Here is a 16,363-nt window from a genome sequence, read left to right on the forward strand (position 1 = left end):
ATAGATTATAGATGGTATAGGCACTTAGGTGGAAATAAGCAATTTGTATTCCGTATCAATTCTGGTGTTGCGGTCCCTTATGGAAACAATTCATCCCTGAATATGATCTTTGAAAAAAGTTTCTTTGCCGGAGGTATGAATGGTATCCGTGCTTGGCAAGCACGCACACTCGGACCCGGAGGGTACAACAGGTCATCAATGAACCCTGACTTCCGTGTTAACCTCAGAAATTTAGATCAATTGGGTGAGATTAAACTAGAATCAAATGCTGAATTCAGGTTTAGAATGTTGAATAATTTCTTCGGAGCAAAACTGAACGGGGCAACTTTCTTGGATGCAGGAAACATCTGGAGAATCAGACAGGATATTATAAATCCAGACGGGGAATTCAAAGGAGATAAGTTCCTCTCGCAAATTGCATTGGGAACAGGCTTCGGACTAAGAGTAGATTTAGATTATTTTATTATACGCCTGGATGCAGGATTAAAACTAAAAGATCCTCAATTCAGCGGTTCGAAACAATGGTAATCAAAGAGTTCTTCAATTCTAAACAGTTCAAACAAGAATATTCCGAAACCAATTGGCCAGACAGATATAGTTTTATTCAATATAATTTTGGAGTAGGGATGCTTTCTAGAAGAGATCTTTTAAGCTCATAATCGAACTCTCAATCAATTGACGGACATCCAACCCTTTACTGTGATTTAAATAGAAATAAACTGCTGCAAGGACTAATAACGTAATTAAGAAACGCTTGAATTTATAGGCAATATAAAGATCAAGAGCGGGATTATGATCAACAGAAAACCGCTGATCTTTATAGGGAGTAATTCCTTTGTCCGTAACTCTCAAAAAAAAGAGCTTCCCAATATCTGAACCAGCAAACTTATGTTTGAAGAATACAAAGGTTGATGACTCGATGGGGTTGCTTGTAACAGCCACACCGTCGCTGAATCTTAGATCTTGTTGAAAACCATTAATGGTAAAACTATAATTCCCGTTCACGGTATTGTCAGTTTTTTTCAGCAGTGTCAATCGCAATTATTGCTAATTTTCCGTTCTGAGAAAGATTTTCTTTGACCGTAAAGTCCTTTGATCGTTGCACTTTGTGCTACCGATAAACTCGGCCATAAAGTACATGATACTAAGGAATAAGAAAAGAATCCAGCTGTTTTTCATGATGCAATGATACAAAATTGCAAGGATTCTAAAAATGCTTCTCCTTAAATTCGAGTTTATTAATTGCAGAGGTCTTCTTATCTTTGCTCACATTACAAATAAAAAGCATAATTATATGTTGCAATTAAATTACATCCGTGAAAATCGGGACCATGTAGTTGAAAGACTTGGAATCAAGAACTTCAACGAAGTAGAATTGGTCGATCAGATCATTGCTTTAGACGAACAACGTCGCAAAACACAAAATCAATCTGACTCTATTGCAGCTGAGGCTAATTCGTCCGCTAAGCAAATTGGAGAATTGATGCGTCAAGGAAAAAAAGAGGAAGCTGAAGCAATCAAATCGCGATCCGCATCATATAAAGAGCAAATCAAAGAACTTACTGAAGCATTGGATAAAATTGAAAAAGAATTGCATGACAAATTAATTCAATTACCCAATCTTCCAAATAAATTGGTACCAAAAGGTATTGCCGCTGAAGACAATGAGGTATGCTAGAAAAATGGTACTGTACCGCAATTGCCAGCTGGAGCATTGCCCCACTGGGAATTAGCAGCAAAATATGACATTATTGATTTTGAATTAGGAACAAAGATCACTGGTGCAGGATTCCCTGTGTACAAAGGAAAGGGTGCCAGACTTCAACGTGGACTAATCAATTTCTTCTTGGACGAAGCCGCTAAGATGGGATACAAAGAAGTTCAGGTCCCAATCGTAGTAAATGAGGATTCTGCATATGCAACTGGTCAATTGCCCGATAAGAAGGACAGATGTACCATGTAGTCAATGATGATTTCTACTTGATCCCTACAGCTGAGGTGCCAATCACGAATATTTATCGAGACACAATCGTCAAAAGTGAAGATTTCCCAATCAAACACTGTGGATATACTCCTTGTTTCAGAAGAGAAGCTGGATCTTATGGCGCACATGTTCCGTGGATTAAATAGATTGCATCAGTTTTGATAAAGTTGAGCTGGTACAGATTGTAAATCCTGAAAAATCATATAAAACACTGGAAGAAATGAGCTCCTATGTGCAATCATTATTGCAAAAACTGGGACTGCCTTATCGTGTTCTTAGATTATGCGGTGGAGACATGAGCTTTACTTCAGCAATGACCTATGATATGGAAACTTATTCCGCAGCTCAGGAAAGATGGCTAGAAGTATCTTCAGTATCTAACTTCGAAACTTACCAAGCAAACAGACTAAAAGTTCGTTTCAAAGGCGAAGATGGAAAAACACAATTGGCTCATACCTTAAATGGTTCGGCACTTGCATTACCGAGGATAGTAGCTACATTATTAGAAAACAATCAAACTGAAAACGGAATCAAGATCCCTGAATTCCTTGTTCCATATGTAGGATTTGAATATATCGACTAATAATCGAAAACCCCATAAAACAAAATCCCCGGAAGCCAAAACTTCCGGGGATTTTCTATATCCTAATATCCCACATCCCACATCCCACATCTCACATCACACATCTCACATCTCACATCCCACATCCCACATCTCACATCTCCCTCGGCTCCATCCGTACCAAATATTGGTCATTATCATCTTCAAAAAGCACCTGTACCACCCAATTCTCTTCGTGAGCTATTTTGATTAAGGTTTGTTGATCGATATATAGCCATTGGAAGGGCTGACCCATATTGCCTTTATATTCATATTGAAAATTGATCTCTCCAAAATAATGGTCTGGCCTTTGGATGCGATATTCATCATATAAATAAGAAATATTTGAACTGTCGAATAAAAGCTGGCCTCTTTCCGTAAGTAATTCTTTGGAATGAATAAGGAGTTTTCGGAATCCTTCTATTGTGCCAGAGATCCCAATCCCATTCATCAGGAATAGGAGCGTGTCATATTTCTTTTCTTTGAATTTAAAGAAATCAGCATGGATAACATTTTTGACACCTCTTTTTTCCATGATTTTACAGGCTGTCTCGGAGATTTCCATGGCATCCACGTCAAATCCTTTCGCTTGTAAATATAATGCGTGCACACCAGCACCTGCTCCAACATCTAATACTTTGCCATCACAGAGTGAAAGAGCAATGTATTCCAATTCTGGAATATCATCTTCTTCCCTAAAAAAAACCTCAACAGGCATTTCCTCAATGTCACCATAGCTGCTATGAAGTAGGAGAGGTTCTTTTAGTTCTCCTAATTCTTGGAAATCATAGAGAGCTTCTCCGTAAACATCTCTATTCATGCTCAGGAATATTTAAGAATCGTTTTGCCATTTTTATTTCTTCAGGATCTCCTGTATGTTTTTTTAGGTTCATCCGATAATTTAATAACTGGAGTCCATTCCCCTTCATCAGGATAGGCTTCTGTCATCTTGAGAACGATATTCATACGGTCTAGTCCAACATCATTCGTGAAATCGGTGCCGATACCGAAAGAATGGCCGATCTTGTCTTTGCTGAAGTTGACAATCTTCACAACCTTCTCATAATCCAATCCATCTGAAAAAATAATCGTTTTGTTCATTGGATTGATACCTTTACTCTGATAGTGGTCAATAGTCATTTGAGCGAATTCAATAGGATCACCACTATCATGTCGTACACCGTCGAATAATTTGCTCAACTTTTTGTCAAATTGCTTAAAGAATACTTTGGTGGTATAGGTGTCGGATAGGGCAATTCCTAAATCACCACGGTATACGTCAGACCAGTTTTCCAAACCAAGTAAATTCGCCATTTTGTACCCATATTTTGCAGCATGGAACATGAACCATTCATGCGCATGTGTGCCAATAGGTTTAGTATGATATTTCATCGCAAAATGAACATTGCTAGTGCCGATGAATGTCTTTGATGGATGTTCTTTCAAGGCTTTGATAACCAAATCATGAACCGCATACGAATGTCTACGCCTAGTGCCAAAATCAGCAATGGTGATATTAAGTTTATCATATTTGTCCATTTTGTCATTGACAATCTTCATGACCTCAACATCGTCTACACGCTTTTGTCCAGTCATTTCATAATAGGTCTCGCAGATTAAAGCCATCAATGGAACTTCCCACAAAATAGTCCTGTACCAATAGCCTTCAACTTTTACTGTAAGGTCCGAACCATTTTGAGTAATCTTTACCTCTTCTGGATCATAGTGGTAGCCTTGAAGAAAATCAAAATAAGTAGGATCGATATATGGGCAGGTTTTTGCAAAGAATGTTTTTTCAGCGGACGTCAGCTTGAGGTTAGCCATTTGGTTGACGGCCTCTTTCAGCTGTGCTGCAAATCCTTCTGGAAATTGATGTTGCCCTCGGTTGATAAATTGATACCGTGCTTTAGCCTTTGGAAAAAGTTTTACAACAGCATACTGCATTGTAAACTTATAAAAATCATTATCTAAAATGGAGGTAAGTTTTGCCATTCTTTATTATTTATGCTAGTGCTTTCATTGAAGTTAACAAAAAGCAAACACAAAAATGCCTTTTATACACAACAAAACAAAAGCGGGATGAATAAAATTCACCCCGCTTTATCGATTTGTTTCAACTAAATAAAAAATCTATCCTCTATTTCCTCTGCCGTTACCACGCTCAGCGCGTTGACTTGATTGTGGGCGAGCTGACGACCTAGACTCATTTCTTGAACTGCGCTGTACAGATGAACGGTTGTTTTGCGGACGTTCTGTACTGCGAGCTTGGAATACTCTATTTTGCGACCTAGATTGTTGCTCCATCCTAGGTTGACGTTGTTGTCTTTGTGGTGCCGATTGTCTTTGTTGACCACGATTCATTGACTCGTTTCTAGAAGGTCTAGAGCTACGGTTCATCGACTCATTCCTAGTCGGTCTAGAACTACGGTTCATCGATTCGTTTCTAGTCGGTCTAGAACTGCGGTTCATAGACTCGTTTCTGGATGAGCGATCCATAGAAACACGGCCTCTTGACTCTGGTTGGCGACCAACATTTGATCTATTATTAGGAGTAGAAGTTCTGTTCGAGTTACCACGATCTACACGGGTGTTGCCTCTGTTGGCTTCTCCACGGTTGGATTCTCTATTACTTCTATTAGAGTTTCCATTGCCAATGTGCATTTCGCGTTGTCCCTTAGAATTTCTGGTAATTGTATAATCACCATTGCTTCTGCTGCTACGACCGGAGTTTCTACCATTTTCAACTCGGTTAGCAGGTTGTCTGCTGCTGTTGCGTGAGTTTCCTCTGTTTTCCAGACGATCGTTTCCTCTGCCACTGTTGCTTCTGTTAGATATAGCACTATTATTTCTGCTGTTTCTGTCAGGACGGTACATGGAAACCGTACTTCTGCTAACACGTGATGCACCGCGTCTATTGTCAAAATTCACATTCCTTACATCTACACGGCGGCCTATTGATCTTTCGATGTCTCGACGGCCAGGACCTCCGTAATAACGATTGTTGTTTACAATGTAAGTGTTTTTGATAATCGTAGTTCTGTTGTAGATGTTACGATGACCATATGAATAATGTCTGTGCATATAACGGTCATAGATATGGCCGGTAGGAATAAATACCCAAAAATCTAATGGTAATCCAATGTTAACATTGATGCTTACACCTGGCCTCATAGGAGCCCAACCGTAATAACCACCACCTGATCTCCAATCAACCCAAGCTGGTCCCCACTCATAACCCGGTACCCAAGCCCATCCTCTATGTGAACGGTGTACCCAACGTCCATAGTGGAATGGCGCCCAACCCCAGTCGTAATTAGAAAACCCATGTGTTGCCATATTCTGTCATAGTCCAGTATCCATTCGTACTATAAGGCCTAAAATCACGACCCTCGTTTGGATACCAAACATTGCCATATTCATCATCATAATCCCAATCACCATAAGGATCAAGTTCTTCATGGAAAACATCGTAATCAACATCCTCATACCCTTGGGCTGAAGCTGAAGTTACGCTGAACAATCCTACGAACATTAAAACTAATGCCGTGAATATTGTGGATGTTTTCAAGTTTTTCATATGTTAATTCTCTTAATGTTTACACCATAATTTGTACGTATGACCATGACTATTAAGGAAAGGTTTAATTGTATAATTATTTTGTCAAACTTTTTTGTGTTAATAAATGTTTCTGCTAATATTGGGTGCTGATTCGGATTGGATATTAAGAAATTTTGTACATTTGCCTCGAAATATTCCGGATTTAATACTTGGAAAAATACGTTAATACACACAGTTAATGGCTAAGAAAATTGAGTCTTTATTACTAGAATTTGCGAAGATACACCGCTTTCTAATGCGTTTCTTTCGCGAAGTGGTAAGTCCCCCATATGAGTTTAAAGAGATCATTAGACAGTGTTATGAAATCGGTTGGAAATCATTTCCACTGATCAGTTTAACCGGATTTATTGTAGGATTTGTTTTTACAAAACAATCTAGACCATCCTTAGAAGAGTTTGGTGCAGCATCTTGGTTACCAGCATTGATTTCAATAGCAATTGTACGTGCATTAGCGCCATTGGTAACAGCCTTAATTGCTTCAGGAAAGGTAGGATCACAAATTGGAGCAGAGCTCAGCTCAATGAATGTAACCGAGCAGATCGATGCCATGGAAGTCTCAGGTACAAATCCATTCAAATTCTTAATCGTGAGTAGAATTCTTGCTACAACTTTTATGATTCCCGTACTATGTTTTTATGTCGCAGGAATAGGTTTGGCAGGTGGGTATTTAAGTATTATTTCCAAAGACCAGTTGAGTATACTTAGCTTTATAACTCAAGTATTTGAGGCAATAGCTCCTAAAGATATTTTTGCAATGGTATTCCGTGCCATTGTGTTTGGATTTACAATTGGATTTGTCAGTACATATGTAGGGTATTATTCAACGAAAGGTACGGAAGGAGTCGGAAAAGCGGCAAACAGTGCGGTAGTAGCTTCAATGTTTATTGTATTCATTGAGGAGCTTTTAATTGTTCAGGTTTTAGCATTAATGGGATAATCGATTATGGAACAGAAAAAGCCAGTTAATATAAATTACGACGATATTGTCATCGATGTTGAAGGTGTAAGTAAGTCCTTTGGGGATTTACATGTACTCCGAAATGTTGATCTTGACCTCTATAACGGAGAAAACTTGGTCGTATTAGGAAGATCAGGTACTGGTAAATCCGTATTGATCAAACTTATATCAGGACTCCTAAAGCCAGATTCTGGAAATATAACAGTTCTTGGAGAAGTTGTAAATCAACTTAATGAAAAAGAATTGCGCGCTCTGAGATTGAAAATTGGCTTCTCTTTCCAAAATAGTGCACTATATGATAGTATGACCGTTCGAGAAAACCTCGAGTTTCCACTAGTCAGAAATAAAAGAAACTTAACAAGAGCAGAGATTGATCATGAAGTAGAAGATGTGCTGGACGGAGTAGGACTGTTGAGAACAATCAATCAGATGCCATCTGAATTGTCAGGTGGACAAAGAAAAAGAATAGGTATTGCTAGAACATTAATCTTGAGACCCGATATCATGATGTATGATGAGCCAACAGCAGGTTTGGATCCCATAACTTGTCTCGATATAAACTCCTTGATCAATGAAGTACAAGAAAGATATAAAACATCATCTATTATTATTACCCATGACTTGGCGTGCGCTAAAATGGTAGGGGATAGGGTAGCAATGCTATTGGATGGTAAATTTGAACGTGTAGGTAAATTCTCGGAAATTTTCGATACTGATGATACGAGAGTGAAACCTTTTTATGATTATAATTTTATAGTATAGCAAAATATATGGCAGCATCAGAAAGAAAACGATCAATCATAGTGGGATTGTTTACCTTCATTGGGTTAATCATTTTGGTTGCAGGGATTTTGGTAATTGGTACTCAGCAAAACAAATTCTCTAAAAACCTTACGGTAACCACGTATTTCAAAGACGTTAAAGGATTGAAGGTAGGCAACAACGTTTGGTTTTCAGGAGTAAAAGTCGGTATTATTAAAGAAATTGGCTTTGAAAGCGTAGAAAATGTACGTGTAGTTATGAATGTCGAAGAAAAATCGAGCAAATTCATACGAAAAGACGTTATCGCAACATTAAGTTCTGATGGATTGATTGGAAATGCAATTATCAGCTTAGTAGGTGGAACGGAAACATTTCCACAAATTCAGGACGGCGATGAAATTAAGTCAGGTGTTTCTGGCGGTATGGATGCTATGTTAGCAACGTTGCAAGTCAATAACGAGAACCTTGTCGAAATAACAAAGAATTTTGCAGCACTTTCTAAGAGTATGTTGGAAGGTAAGGGTGCGGTAGGCGCATTAATGACGGATGAAACAATTGCAAATAATTTGAAGCAATCCGTGAATACATTGAATGGAACTATGTCCCAAGCTAACCAAGCTGTAAATAACCTCGTTACTTTGACCAATAAATTAAATAGCAATCAAGGGTTGATTCATGAATTGTCTACAGACACAGCCGTGTTTGCAAGTTTAAGAGAGTCAGCAGCGCAGTTACAAGGAGTAACTCAAACAGCGTCTGCTTTGATGTCTAATTTAAACCAAACTACAGCTAGGTTGAATGATAAGGACAATGCAATTGGTGTATTGACTAATGATCCTGCAGCAGCAGATGAAATCAGACAAATACTTAAAAACCTTAATCTAAGCACTGAAAAATTAGATCAAAATATGGAAGCACTACAAAGTAACTTCCTCTTGAGAGGTTTTTTCAAGAAAAAAGCAAAAGAAGAAGCAGAAGCAACTCAAGACTCAATTAAGTAATTTGCTTGAACTTCTAAAGAATTAATATTAGGAAGCGTCTGCAAAGGACGCTTTTTTTATAAGCAATATGAATATTACAGACAAGGATGTTCTTTACGAGGACAATCATTTTATAGCAATCAACAAACGTGGTGGAGATATCGTACAAGTGGATGTATCTGGCGATACTTCTATGGAGGATATGGTCAAAGACTACGTTGCCAAAAAATACAATAAGCCAAATGCCGCATTTATTGGTGTTATACATAGGTTGGATAGACCTGTAAGCGGTATGATATTATTTGCTAAAACTAGCAAAGGATTAGATCGCATGAATAGGTTGTTTCACGATAGAAAAGTGCAAAAAACATATTTGGCACTCGTGCGTGAAAAACCACCACAAATGAAAGGAACCCTTAAAAATTGGTTGTTGAGGGATCGAAAAAAAATGATCACTAAAGCCTATGATCGTGAAGTCAAGAATGGAAGCTTCGCCGAATTATCCTATGAGGTGGTAGGACAATTAGAAGGTTACTACTTGTTAAAGGTAAACCCTGTCACCGGACGTACACATCAAATCAGAAGTCAATTGGCATTTATGGGATGCCCAATCGTCGGTGATAATAAATATGGCTATCAACGAGGTAGTCACAGAAGAACAATATGTCTGCATTCTAGGTCTTTGAGCTTTGTCCATCCCATCAAAGATGAACCAATGAACATCAAAGCCCCGCTCCCTGAGGATGGATTCTGGGAAAAATTTAACGTATTGCTCAAAGGAGATATTTAGAATTTAAGTTAAATTACTTTAACTTTGTCCTATGAGTTTCATTCAAAAATTGAAATTAAGTCTGTTGGCTACGGTGTTGAGTATAACATTGTTGTCAGTGCCTAATGATTCCGTAGCACAATGTGCTATGTGTACATTGAATGCTGAAAACAGTACACAGGAAGGTAACACACAAGGAAAAGGCTTAAACGATGGTATTCTTTTTCTATTGGCAATGCCGTTTATGATAGCTGCTGGTGTAGGATTTCTGTGGTACAAAAAGTTCAGAAACACAGAAAATACCAATTCGCTCAAAATTGCAAAACAGACTGAAGAATAGTTATGATATCAAAATTACAGGCTGTATTTCAAAGTAAATGTCCAAAATGCAGAACTGGAAACATGTATTCAGGGTCAGCATATGGCCTATCAAGACAAAAAATGCATGAATTCTGTCCCCACTGCAATTTTAAGTTCGAAATTGAACCCGGATATTTTTATGCTGCAATGTATGTCAGTTACGCCTTTTCAGTGGCTGAAGTCCTAACATTGGCCCTAGCAACAGCATTTATTACCCACAGCGAGTCTCCTTGGTTGTATATAGCGGTATTATTTATCGCGATTGTCATCTTTGCGCCTTTCAACTACCGCTATTCAAGACTCGTATTATTACATTACCTTTCACCTAAAGTGTCATTTGACCCTAGATTATATGGTGAAAGAAAAAATAGTGCTGACCTAAAAGGCTAATTATGGGGGATGTATTGCATAATGCTATCAAAAAGAAAAGCCTTCTCGACATGATGCAATGTGATATATTCCTGAAGTTTTTGAATAATGCCATCCTTAACCCTCTCAATTTCTTCCTCGCTATTAACAACAGTCTGAAGACAGTATGTCTGTCCTTCATGTGGAGAATGCATCATTTTTAATAGTTTTATGGAATAATCTGGATTTTCGTTCAGCAAATCTTTCGTCCATTGAACAATTTCCTGATGAACCGAATCCTCGATAATGATTGAAACATTGTATAGATACATATTTATTGATGCTTGAATTAAGCTGTAAAATTAAGGTTGCAAAAGGAACTTTACAGTATTTTTTTTTAATATTTGATAAGTGACTAAAAAAATAGAATGAATTTAAAAAACTTGTTCTCGGTTCTGTTAGTGTTGTTGGTAATTCTTTCGTGTAAGCAAGAACAGAATAGTCAGGAGACTATACCTATTGAGGATTTCTTTGTTAAACCTGAACGGACTTCTTTTCGGTTGTCTCCTGATGGAAGCAAAGTTGCCTATTTAGGAATTCATGATCACTGCAAAAACATCTTTATTTTAGACCTCAAACAACCCGATTCATCAAAACAACTTACCTATCAGGTGAATTTGAATGTGCAAAATTTCTTCTGGTTGAATGACAAAAAAATTATCTTCTCAAATACCCAATCTGCATCCGATAGTTTAAGGATGTTCCAGATTGATGTAGAAACAGAAAATAGAAAACCATTGTTCGCGCCTGAAAAATCAAGGCTGAGATGGGTGTATCCTATTGTAGAAAAGAATGGAAGCCTTTTGGTGGGAATGAACAAAAGAGATTCATCCTTGTTTGATTTATATCGGGTGTTCTTGGATGGAAGAAAACCTGAAATGATACACCAAAACCCGGGAAATGTAATGAATTGGGTAGGAGCACCAGATGGTGTAGTCAGAATTGCACTCACAAGTGACAGTGTCCAGGAATCCCTTCTTTACAGGAAAAATGATGGACTCCCGTTTAAAGAAGTTATGAAAAATGATTTTGAAACCATCTTCGTGCCATTGGGATTTGTCAAAAACTCAGACAAAAATGTGTATGCTTTGTCAAATCAAAACAGAGATAAAATGGCGCTCGTCGAATTTGACGCTGAAAATGGAAAAGAAATCAGAAGCATCTATGAAAATAAAATGGGGGATTTAGGTGTAGAAGGATATTCAGCAGATCTACAAGAAATGCTGTACACCACCTCTTTTATCGATAAATATCAAAAGAAAATTTTCAATGCCTCATATGAGCAGGTTTATCAAAAACTCAAAAAGAAATTTGCTGATTCAGAAATTGGTTTCTTAGATAGCGATACCAGTTTAAACGGCTTTGTCGTTCGCATTTACAGTGATATACATCCTGGTGAAACATATTATTACAATAAATCCGAAGACAAACTAGAATTGCTGAATGAGGAAAATCCTAAACTGAAAAATTTGGAATTTAACCAAATGGAAGAGGTGAATTTTCTTTCTAGAGACAATAAAGACATTCACGCTTACATCACCTATCCTAAAGGAAAGCGAAAAAACAGTCCTGTAGTAGTTTTGGTTCATGATGGTCCAAATAGGCGTGCAGAATGGGGCTTTGATCCTGAAGTACAATTCTTGGCAAACAGAGGATATACTGTCTTTCAAGTTAATTATAGAGGGTCAATTGGGTATGGTAAAGAATTTTGGACAGCGGGGTTCAAGGAATGGGGTGGAAAGATACAATCTGATATCACGGATGGTGTTGCTTGGTTGATCCATCAAGGAATCGCCGACAAAGATAAAATCGCTATTATGGGAACCGGGTTTGGAGGTTATTCCGCTTTATATGCCGCAGCTTTCGACCCATCATTGTACAAATGTGCTATCTCATCATCAGGATATAGCAACCTGTTTACCTATTTCAGAGAAATTCCGCCACACCTCAAACATTATGTGCAACTTTTCTATAGAATAATTGGTAATCCAGAAAAAGAACCCGAGCTTTTTCAAGCAATTTCTCCTATATTCCATGCAGATAAAGTTCGAATCCCTGTTTTATTCTTCCAAGGGGGCAAGGATAAATACAGCTCTGTAACTGATGCAAACCAGTTTGTAGGAAAACTGAAAAGCAACGAGATTCCAGTGCGGTATATTTTCAAGAAAGAGGAAGGAAAGAGATTCAGAAATGAAGAAAATGTAGTCGAATATTATCAGGAAATCGATAAGTTCTTGGCGCAATACCTGAAATAATAGAATGGTTAAAAAAGCAAGCAAATACAGGAAAAACATAGGCCTATTGGTGGCCTTTTTGGCTTTTTTGACAGTTTTATACATCATCTCTGTCTTCCTGGCAAGGACCATGATGTCAAACTTCGTGGAGTCTGAATTCTATAATAGAAAAGTTGACGTCTTTGACGCAACATTAAAACCTTTCAATAGTTTTTTCAATAATGATATCGCCGAAGTTTCCAATTATCAAGGATATTTAGATTCTGTACATGCAGTAAGCTATTCGGAAAAAATCCTCCGAAAAAACCCTTTTGTGGATGAGGTGGTGTTTTATGACGTCTTGTTTACCAATCAAAATCCAGCCGTTCGTGGGGTAAGGTTTCAAAATTTGCTGATCTATCCTCGATCTATTTTCTCTTTTAAGCTAAATGAAGAAAATAAATTGGTGCGCGAAAGCGTGTCTGCCATTGACAACAGGCCAACCTCGGATGATTTCAATAATATGGCCATTAAAATGGTGAACTTCCTTGATGTATTGGACGATTCAACATCATTGAGCGAAAATGATATTTATAGAATTTTCTATAATACGGTCCCTGGAAAGATTACGTACCTGAATATCCCGAGAGTAAATACCCTAAGGGCATATAAATCCCTGATGGATGATACCGCTTCTATGGCAGCCCCTGTAGCGTTTGACCAGGATTTGTTCGTATATAAAGTGAACCCGCAGAAAATAAAAATCGTTAACAATCAGCAAAGACTCTATGAAAACATAAGAATTAAAGCGATAGCGGATCCTAATGTAATGGAAGAAAAAGCATTTTTATCAACAGATATGCCCCTGCCAGGTGCATTGTCTGAATATAAATTGCAGTTTGATTCCTCCGAACAATTCCTTAGAGGTGAAATTAATAGAAGATTTTTTCCAGTTGTGTTGGGAGTATCATTATTATATTTAATTTTATTATTGATAATTTATTTGATTTATAGGAATATTTCAATCAATAGTAGGCTGTTTCAATTGCAATATGATTTTATCAATAACCTTACTCATGAGTTCAAAACTCCGGTCAGTGTGATAAAAATCGCAGGAAATAATATCAGAAGTGCAGAAAATCTGAGCGATCAAGAAAGAACAATGTATGGTAAGATACTAGATCAAGAAGCAGATAAGTTAAATAATTTAATGAATAAGTTGCTGTCTTTCACGCAAATAGAAAATAAATCATTAAAATTTAAAGGAGAATACATTGATTTGAACAGTTTTTGCGAGGAGATATTTGAAGGTACACGAATTAAGTATCCGGATTTAGAGCTGACCTATGACATCGATGTCAATAGCAAAATGCATACAGATCCAGTTTTATTGAATTCCGTGTTTCAGAATTTAATAGATAATGCTTATAAATATTCAGAAGTTTCGAGAAAATTTATTGATATTAGTGTACAACAATCGAAAAAACACTTCATCATGAAGTTTAGTGATAAAGGGATTGGAATTAACAAAAACGAACTTAAAAATATTTTTAAGAAGTTTTACAGAGTAAAGAATCAATTTAATCAAGGCGGAAGCGTAGGGCTTGGATTAGCGTTTTGTAAAGAGATTACTGAATTTATGGGGGGAGAAATTAAAGTAAACAGTGTCGAAGGCGAAGGCACCACTTTTACGCTAGTTTTTCCTAAATAATGTATAGAATACTATGAACAAAGATATAACTATTGCCGTTGTAGAAGATGATGACAACCTAAGGTTTTTGGTCAGCCATCGTCTCCAAACTGAAAATTTTCAAGTAATTCAATGCAGTGATGGTTTAGAAGCCGAAAAAATCATTCTGGACCAAAAACCAGATATTGTACTTCTTGATTGGATGTTGCCAGGAAAAGAAGGAATAGATGTATGTGAGTCAGTGAGAAAAGCAGGATTTGAAAATATCATCATTATGATGACTGCAAAATCCCAAGATATCGATAAAATTGACGCATATAGCTATGGAGTAACAGATTATATCACTAAACCTTTCAATATGGATGTTTTAGTCGCTATGATCGAAAATAAAGTAAGGTTTTTCGTGCCTAAAACACAAAATGAAGTCTATCATTTTGGCGATACTGAACACCATCCCAATGTACATTCCTTGGTAAGGGACGGTAAAAAAATCGAACTTACTATACTCGAGAACAGGATACTCCTACATTTCTTGCAAAATAAAGGTAGAGATATCACGCGTGAAGAATTGATGGAAGTAGTATGGGGATACAGCTCCAATGTAAATACCAGAACATTGGACATGCACGTCGTGCGTTTAAGAAAGAAAATTGAAACAAATCCAGACAAACCACATTACCTCCAAACGGTCCGTGGACTGGGATACAGATTCATAAATGAAGAAAATGAGGATGTAAGTTAGAAATTTGGTTTATTGAATTAAATTATATAACTTCGTCAGAAGAGCAAGACCATGTTGTCCTATTAGTGGATAGTGTGGTCTTGTCTTTTTTTTTGTTAATTAATTAAATTAGAAAACTATAAAAGAGGGTAAAAGGTTAAGATTATGGCAGAAGTAACTTATTACACAGAAGAAGGTTTAACAAAGCTAAAAGAAGAGCTACAATACCTAAAAACAGAAGGACGTGCGAACATTGCTAAAGCAATTGCAGAGGCAAGAGATAAAGGTGATCTTTCTGAAAATGCTGAATATGATGCAGCAAAAGAAGCTCAAGGTCTTCATGAAGCTAAAATCGCAAAATTAGAAGAGGTTTTGGCAACAGCTAGAATAATCGATGAGTCAAACTTGGATACATCTAAAGTGTTGGCATTATCGTATGTGAAAATCAAGAACAAAAAGAATGGCGCAGTAATGTCTTATCAGTTGGTATCGGAAACGGAAGCTGATTTGAAGGCAGGAAAGATATCCGTAAAATCACCGATTGCCCAGGGTCTTCTGGGATTGCAGGTAGGAGATGTCGCGACCGTAGAAGTGCCTGCAGGACAATTAGAGCTAGAAGTTTTAGAAATCTCAAGATAACAATATAAAGGTTATGTGCGGTATGCCATAACCGCACTTATCTTAAGAAATACAGCCCTCAAAAAGGGGCTTTTTTGTTAAATAATAATTAACTTTCGTTGGCTTAATGTAATAAAAATCGTTGTAAACCGCTTTTTTGAGTCAGCCAACCCGAATGCTATCCATTTTCCTGTTCATATCTGCGCAAATTTATTATCTTTGTTACTCACGAAATTGAACTATAGTTTATGTCAACCATATTCTCTAAAATTGTCGCGGGAGAGATACCTGCTTATAAAGTTGCCGAAAGCAATGATTATTTAGCTTTTTTAGATGTAAATCCACTAACTGAAGGTCACGTCCTGGTAATTCCAAAGAAAGAAACCGACTATATATTTGATATCAATGATGATGAATATATGGGAATGTGGGTGTTCGCTAAAATAGTAGCGCAAGGCATCAAACAAGCATTTCCATGTAAGAAAGTAGGGGTTGCTGTGGTAGGACTGGAAGTAGCCCACGCACATATTCATTTGATTCCTCTCAACCATGTCAATGACATGAACTTTGAGAAACCAAAACTGACACTTTCTGAGGAAACAATGACAACAATCGCGGATACAATCCGTGATGCTATTTCAACAATAACAAACCCAGCTTAATTCGAATAAGCGGGAAAT

Annotated in this window: 18 protein-coding genes and 1 pseudogene; 13 read left to right on the forward strand and 6 right to left on the reverse strand. The window is 37.3% G+C overall.

The genetic code is table 11. From position 1 onward, the window contains the following. A complete protein-coding gene (locus FGL31_RS24650; RefSeq protein ID WP_232047131.1) occupies positions 1-528 on the forward strand; it encodes a BamA/TamA family outer membrane protein in 528 nt (175 codons plus the stop codon). Positions 529-633: 105 nt separating this feature from the next. Here FGL31_RS24650 and FGL31_RS05515 read toward each other — a convergent pair whose 3' ends face one another. Beyond that, a complete protein-coding gene (locus FGL31_RS05515; RefSeq protein WP_197734107.1) occupies positions 634-1,041 on the reverse strand; it encodes a hypothetical protein in 408 nt (135 codons plus the stop codon). 253 nt (positions 1,042-1,294) lie between these two features. On the opposite strand from FGL31_RS05515, the pseudogene serS reads away from it, so the two are divergent. Further along, positions 1,295-2,567: pseudogene (serS, locus tag FGL31_RS05520) on the forward strand (serine--tRNA ligase). Between the two features lie 133 nt (positions 2,568-2,700). On the opposite strand, the gene FGL31_RS05525 reads toward serS, so the two are convergent. The 4 genes from FGL31_RS05525 to FGL31_RS05540 all read right to left on the reverse strand — a co-directional run bounded on the left by FGL31_RS05525 (position 2,701) and on the right by FGL31_RS05540 (position 6,162). Continuing rightward, the gene (locus FGL31_RS05525) at positions 2,701-3,405 is read right to left on the reverse strand and encodes a class I SAM-dependent methyltransferase (protein ID WP_138089983.1); all 705 of its coding nucleotides are present in this window, start codon (positions 3,403-3,405) and stop codon (positions 2,701-2,703) included. Positions 3,406-3,446: 41 nt separating this feature from the next. Next, positions 3,447-4,577: a nicotinate phosphoribosyltransferase gene (gene pncB, locus FGL31_RS05530; RefSeq protein WP_317130968.1), complete on the reverse strand. Its 1,131-nt coding sequence runs from the start codon at positions 4,575-4,577 to the stop codon at positions 3,447-3,449. Positions 4,578-4,715: 138 nt separating this feature from the next. Then, positions 4,716-5,921 (reverse strand): DUF6600 domain-containing protein, encoded by a 1,206-nt coding sequence (locus FGL31_RS05535; protein ID WP_138089984.1) that lies wholly within the window; start codon positions 5,919-5,921, stop codon positions 4,716-4,718. After that, a complete protein-coding gene (locus FGL31_RS05540) occupies positions 5,899-6,162 on the reverse strand; it encodes a DUF6600 domain-containing protein (RefSeq protein WP_138089985.1) in 264 nt (87 codons plus the stop codon). The genes FGL31_RS05535 and FGL31_RS05540 overlap by 23 nt, the downstream gene beginning before the upstream one ends. Before the next feature lie 220 nt (positions 6,163-6,382). Between FGL31_RS05540 and FGL31_RS05545 the strand changes: the two genes are divergently transcribed. From FGL31_RS05545 to FGL31_RS05570, 6 genes are all read left to right on the forward strand, one after another. Next, complete coding sequence (locus FGL31_RS05545) at positions 6,383-7,141, forward strand: MlaE family ABC transporter permease (RefSeq protein ID WP_099372432.1); 759 nt, start codon at positions 6,383-6,385, stop codon at positions 7,139-7,141. Positions 7,142-7,147: 6 nt separating this feature from the next. Next, positions 7,148-7,924, forward strand: coding sequence for an ABC transporter ATP-binding protein (locus FGL31_RS05550; protein WP_138089986.1), 777 nt, complete (start codon positions 7,148-7,150; stop codon positions 7,922-7,924). Between the two features lie 8 nt (positions 7,925-7,932). Further along, the gene (locus FGL31_RS05555; protein WP_099372434.1) at positions 7,933-8,925 is read left to right on the forward strand and encodes an MlaD family protein; all 993 of its coding nucleotides are present in this window, start codon (positions 7,933-7,935) and stop codon (positions 8,923-8,925) included. 67 nt (positions 8,926-8,992) lie between these two features. Continuing rightward, positions 8,993-9,694, forward strand: a complete 702-nt coding sequence (locus tag FGL31_RS05560) for an RluA family pseudouridine synthase (RefSeq protein ID WP_138089987.1) — start codon at positions 8,993-8,995, stop codon at positions 9,692-9,694. A gap of 31 nt (positions 9,695-9,725) precedes the next feature. Then, the gene (locus FGL31_RS05565; protein WP_232046299.1) at positions 9,726-10,013 is read left to right on the forward strand and encodes a CAMCR motif-containing small membrane protein; all 288 of its coding nucleotides are present in this window, start codon (positions 9,726-9,728) and stop codon (positions 10,011-10,013) included. A gap of 62 nt (positions 10,014-10,075) precedes the next feature. Continuing rightward, positions 10,076-10,423, forward strand: coding sequence for a DUF983 domain-containing protein (locus tag FGL31_RS05570; protein ID WP_232046300.1), 348 nt, complete (start codon positions 10,076-10,078; stop codon positions 10,421-10,423). Here FGL31_RS05570 and FGL31_RS05575 read toward each other — a convergent pair. Next, the gene (locus FGL31_RS05575) at positions 10,420-10,713 is read right to left on the reverse strand and encodes a DUF4286 family protein (RefSeq protein ID WP_138089988.1); all 294 of its coding nucleotides are present in this window, start codon (positions 10,711-10,713) and stop codon (positions 10,420-10,422) included. The genes FGL31_RS05570 and FGL31_RS05575 overlap by 4 nt on opposite strands. Positions 10,714-10,809: 96 nt before the next feature. Between FGL31_RS05575 and FGL31_RS05580 the strand changes: the two genes are divergently transcribed. From FGL31_RS05580 to FGL31_RS05600, 5 genes are all read left to right on the forward strand, one after another. Further along, positions 10,810-12,696, forward strand: coding sequence for a S9 family peptidase (locus FGL31_RS05580; RefSeq protein WP_138089989.1), 1,887 nt, complete (start codon positions 10,810-10,812; stop codon positions 12,694-12,696). Positions 12,697-12,700: 4 nt separating this feature from the next. Then, on the forward strand, positions 12,701-14,365 hold the full coding sequence (locus FGL31_RS05585) for a sensor histidine kinase (RefSeq protein ID WP_138089990.1): 1,665 nt from the start codon (positions 12,701-12,703) through the stop codon (positions 14,363-14,365). A gap of 13 nt (positions 14,366-14,378) precedes the next feature. After that, positions 14,379-15,086 carry a response regulator transcription factor gene (locus FGL31_RS05590; protein ID WP_099372440.1) on the forward strand — a complete coding sequence of 236 codons (708 nt, stop codon included), beginning with the start codon at positions 14,379-14,381 and terminating at the stop codon, positions 15,084-15,086. A 144-nt stretch (positions 15,087-15,230) separates the two neighbouring features. Next, positions 15,231-15,704, forward strand: coding sequence for a transcription elongation factor GreA (gene greA / locus FGL31_RS05595; RefSeq protein ID WP_099372441.1), 474 nt, complete (start codon positions 15,231-15,233; stop codon positions 15,702-15,704). Positions 15,705-15,931: 227 nt separating this feature from the next. Continuing rightward, the gene (locus FGL31_RS05600; RefSeq protein ID WP_099372444.1) at positions 15,932-16,345 is read left to right on the forward strand and encodes an HIT family protein; all 414 of its coding nucleotides are present in this window, start codon (positions 15,932-15,934) and stop codon (positions 16,343-16,345) included. Positions 16,346-16,363: the final 18 nt, after the last annotated feature.

Source organism: Sphingobacterium daejeonense, assembly GCF_901472535.1.
In the GTDB taxonomy this organism is placed as follows: Bacteria; Bacteroidota; Bacteroidia; order Sphingobacteriales; family Sphingobacteriaceae; genus Sphingobacterium; species Sphingobacterium daejeonense.

What these genes read in the sequence shown, in the direction of transcription:
- greA (WP_099372441.1), top strand. Translation starts at nt 15,231, where the DNA reads ATGGCAGAAGTAACTTATTACACAGAAGAAGGTTTAACAAAGCTAAAA.
- FGL31_RS05525 (WP_138089983.1), bottom strand. Translation starts at nt 3,405, where the DNA reads ATGAATAGAGATGTTTACGGAGAAGCTCTCTATGATTTCCAAGAATTA.
- FGL31_RS05550 (WP_138089986.1), top strand. Translation starts at nt 7,148, where the DNA reads ATGGAACAGAAAAAGCCAGTTAATATAAATTACGACGATATTGTCATC.
- FGL31_RS05545 (WP_099372432.1), top strand. Translation starts at nt 6,383, where the DNA reads ATGGCTAAGAAAATTGAGTCTTTATTACTAGAATTTGCGAAGATACAC.
- FGL31_RS05600 (WP_099372444.1), top strand. Translation starts at nt 15,932, where the DNA reads ATGTCAACCATATTCTCTAAAATTGTCGCGGGAGAGATACCTGCTTAT.
- FGL31_RS05535 (WP_138089984.1), bottom strand. Translation starts at nt 5,921, where the DNA reads ATGGCAACACATGGGTTTTCTAATTACGACTGGGGTTGGGCGCCATTC.
- pncB (WP_317130968.1), bottom strand. Translation starts at nt 4,577, where the DNA reads ATGGCAAAACTTACCTCCATTTTAGATAATGATTTTTATAAGTTTACA.
- FGL31_RS05560 (WP_138089987.1), top strand. Translation starts at nt 8,993, where the DNA reads ATGAATATTACAGACAAGGATGTTCTTTACGAGGACAATCATTTTATA.
- FGL31_RS05575 (WP_138089988.1), bottom strand. Translation starts at nt 10,713, where the DNA reads ATGTATCTATACAATGTTTCAATCATTATCGAGGATTCGGTTCATCAG.
- FGL31_RS05585 (WP_138089990.1), top strand. Translation starts at nt 12,701, where the DNA reads ATGGTTAAAAAAGCAAGCAAATACAGGAAAAACATAGGCCTATTGGTG.
- FGL31_RS05580 (WP_138089989.1), top strand. Translation starts at nt 10,810, where the DNA reads ATGAATTTAAAAAACTTGTTCTCGGTTCTGTTAGTGTTGTTGGTAATT.
- FGL31_RS05555 (WP_099372434.1), top strand. Translation starts at nt 7,933, where the DNA reads ATGGCAGCATCAGAAAGAAAACGATCAATCATAGTGGGATTGTTTACC.
- FGL31_RS05590 (WP_099372440.1), top strand. Translation starts at nt 14,379, where the DNA reads ATGAACAAAGATATAACTATTGCCGTTGTAGAAGATGATGACAACCTA.
- FGL31_RS05540 (WP_138089985.1), bottom strand. Translation starts at nt 6,162, where the DNA reads ATGAAAAACTTGAAAACATCCACAATATTCACGGCATTAGTTTTAATG.
- FGL31_RS05570 (WP_232046300.1), top strand. Translation starts at nt 10,076, where the DNA reads ATGTATTCAGGGTCAGCATATGGCCTATCAAGACAAAAAATGCATGAA.
- FGL31_RS05565 (WP_232046299.1), top strand. Translation starts at nt 9,726, where the DNA reads ATGAGTTTCATTCAAAAATTGAAATTAAGTCTGTTGGCTACGGTGTTG.